This is a genomic window from Vicinamibacteria bacterium, from assembly GCA_035570235.1.
Taxonomy (GTDB): Bacteria; Acidobacteriota; Vicinamibacteria; order Fen-336; family Fen-336; genus DATMML01.
This window is the reverse complement of record DATMML010000087.1, coordinates 1-2,613: the sequence shown is the minus strand read 5'-3', so window position 1 is coordinate 2,613 and position 2,613 is coordinate 1. Positions and strand designations below refer to the sequence as shown.

Sequence of the window (2,613 nt, the reverse complement as noted above, 5' to 3'; positions counted from 1 at the left end):
GGAAAGCGCTGGGGACGGCCTCAAGCAGCCCGTCGGTAGTCCGCCGGTGGCTCCTGCCTTCCCGAAGCACGGGCTTCCTGGATGTCCGTAGTGATGAGGGCGCGAAGGATCAAAGTGCTGCCCAGGGCCAGCAGGACGGCTGCGACGACCTCGATTAGTATCACGGTCCCTTCCTCCAGGGCGCGAGGATACGCGGGGGAGGGGCCGGGGCAGGTCCACAATTTCGCTTATTTTTCGCCCCTGGGTCAAGACGCGCTAAGTCGCAGTGAAAGCTGGGGTTAAGGGTCGGTCAGCGACCCTGGTCCGGCCGGTCGGTCAGCGACCCTGGTCCCGCCGACCCCCGCCGGCCCGGGGCCGGGCCTCGTTCACCACGATCGTGCGGCCGTTCAGGTTGAAGTTGTTGAGGTCGTGGATGGCCTTTTCCGCGTCCTCGGGGGTGGCCATCTCCACAAAGGCGTAGCCCTTGGAGCGGGCAGTGTCGAAGTCGGTGATGATGCGGACGCTCGCGACGCCCCCCGCGCGCGCGAACATGTCCCGGAGCTCTTGTTCCGTGGTCGTATAGGGAATATTCCCCACGAACAGTCTGGTACTGGCCATGCTCCCCCCTCACCGGGGCCCGTTGCGGCGGTTGGATGGAGCGAGGCTACTCCCCGGTCGCCGCCCCTGTCAATGGCAAATCCGCAAGGAGGAGGGCCACCACTTCGCCGCCGTAGAGAATGATGGAGACGGAGAGTTCCAGCCAAAGGCCCAGGACGATGGCGCCCTCCAGGGCGCCGTAGACACCGGCGTAATGGGCCAGGTTGCGCACGTAATAGGCGAAGCCGCCCTTGGCGACCTCCCAGAGGAAGGCGGCGAGAAGCGCTCCCGCCGCGGCGGGGGCGGAGGGGACGAGCCGGTGGGGAGCGACCCGGTAGAGCACGAAGAAGAAGGCGACGGTGACAACCACGGGCAGGAGCTGGGTCAGGAGCTGGGCAGCCAGGCTGTCGAGGCCTCCCACGCCGGAGGCTTCCGCCATTCGGAGGAGCAGGCCCTCGGCCGCGGCCAGGAACGTGCTCAAGGCGAGGGACGCGAGGACGGCCAGCCCCGTCACCATGACCATGGCCAAGGCCAGGAGGTTCCCCCGCGCGAACCCCCGGCTGGGGGTGTCGAACACGGTCTCCAGCGCGGAGAAGAGGGAGGCGAACATGCGTCGGGCCGTCCACGCGAGCAGAATCAGACCCGGCCACTGGAAGCGAACAGCCCGCTCGATGAAGGCGCGCAGAGCCTCCAGCGAGGATGCGTCCAGATGCACGACTACGCCCCGGAAGAAGAGGAGCGTGCCTCGATAGGCGGCGTCGAAGGACCCCAGGAGGGCAGCGCCCAGCGAGATGAGGAAGATGAAGAGGGGGAGGAGCGAGAGGAGGGTGTAGTAGGCGACGGCGGCCGCGCGGTCCGGGCCGTGATGGTCGAGGAACCGCCAGAAAGCCCGCGCGGCGAGACGGCCAGCGGCGGCGATCACGTCTTCGGGGGTCGGGCGGGTCGCATCTCCACGCGGCTCAGGTGAGCGTCGTCGCGGGTGCGGAGGAGATCGAGTACGGTTGCGGCCACGTCCTCCGGGCGGAGCTTCCACGGAGCGTCGCCGGCGGGGGCGACGCCTCGAAAGCCGGTGTCCACGGAGCCGGGGGCGATGGTTGTCACTTTCACGCCCTGATGCCTCACCTCCAGCATCAGACAGGCCGAGAGCTGGTCGAGCGCGGCCTTGCTCGCGCAATAGGCGCCCATACCGGCCATCGGGTTTCGGCCCGCCAGCGACGAGATCATGAAGACGTGCCCACCCCCCTTCGTCAGATGGGGGAGGGCCGCCCGGGTGACGCGGAAGACAGCGGTGAGATTGGTGGCCAGGACCCGCTCCCAGTCGGCGTCCGAGGTGTCGAGGAGCGTCGAGAAGGCGCCCACCCCCGCGTTGTTGACCACGATCTGGAGGCCGCCATGGCCGGCGACGGCCGCGGCCACCGCCCCCGTGCAGACGGCCGGTTCCCGCAGGTCGCCTGGGTGGGCGAGCGCCTGCCCACCCGCGCTCCGGATTTCCGTGGCTAGGGCCTCGATATCGCGGGCGGTGCGGGACACGGCGGTGACGCGTGCCCCGGCGCGGGCCAGGGCGAGGGCGATCGCGCGGCCAATACCGCGCCCCGCTCCCGTTACCAGGGCGGAGGCGCCGGAGATTTCCACGCGCGGAGTATAGGGAACCCCGCGCGCAGGGGGCAAGCTTGAATCCGGCCCGCCGGGGCCCTATATTCTGCGGGAGGAGAGTGGGCCTCGCGGGCGCCGGTAGGCGAGGCCGCTCTCCGGGATCCCCACCCGCCCGGCCCGGCGCATGGAATACAAGGACTACTACAAGATCCTGGGCGTACCCAAGACGGCCAGCGAGAAGGAAATCAAGGCCGCCTACCGGAAGCTCGCCCGCAAGCACCATCCGGATGTGAATCCTGACAACCCCAAGGCGGAGGCGCGTTTCAAGGACATCAACGAGGCGAACGAGGTCCTCTCTGACAAGGCGAAGCGCCGACGCTACGACCAGCTGGGAGCCGACTGGGCGTCCTTCCCCTCGGGGGCGGGAGGGGGGGCCTGGCCCGG

General features: G+C 69.1%; 5 protein-coding genes. 1 reads left to right on the top strand and 4 read right to left on the bottom strand.

The annotated features are described in order from the left end of the window. Nucleotides 1-20: 20 nt before the first annotated feature. The 4 genes from VN461_16220 to VN461_16205 all read right to left on the bottom strand — a co-directional run bounded on the left by VN461_16220 (nt 21) and on the right by VN461_16205 (nt 2,244). On the bottom strand, nt 21-164 hold the full coding sequence (locus VN461_16220) for a hypothetical protein (protein HXB56322.1): 144 nt from the start codon (nt 162-164) through the stop codon (nt 21-23). 151 nt (nt 165-315) lie between these two features. Then, complete coding sequence (locus VN461_16215; GenBank protein ID HXB56321.1) at nt 316-597, bottom strand: RNA-binding protein; 282 nt, start codon at nt 595-597, stop codon at nt 316-318. A gap of 46 nt (nt 598-643) precedes the next feature. Continuing rightward, a complete protein-coding gene (locus VN461_16210) occupies nt 644-1,498 on the bottom strand; it encodes a YihY/virulence factor BrkB family protein (GenBank protein HXB56320.1) in 855 nt (284 codons plus the stop codon). Continuing rightward, nucleotides 1,495-2,244: an SDR family NAD(P)-dependent oxidoreductase gene (locus VN461_16205; GenBank protein HXB56319.1), complete on the bottom strand. Its 750-nt coding sequence runs from the start codon at nt 2,242-2,244 to the stop codon at nt 1,495-1,497. The genes VN461_16210 and VN461_16205 overlap by 4 nt, the downstream gene beginning before the upstream one ends. Before the next feature lie 109 nt (nt 2,245-2,353). On the opposite strand from VN461_16205, the gene VN461_16200 reads away from it, so the two are divergent. Beyond that, the coding region (locus tag VN461_16200; GenBank protein HXB56318.1) for a DnaJ domain-containing protein at nt 2,354-2,613 on the top strand (260 nt) is incomplete at its 3' end.

Bases quoted from the DNA above. Each gene is read 5' to 3' on its own strand.
- VN461_16215 (HXB56321.1), bottom strand. From the start codon at position 597: ATGGCCAGTACCAGACTGTTCGTGGGGAATATTCCCTATACGACCACG.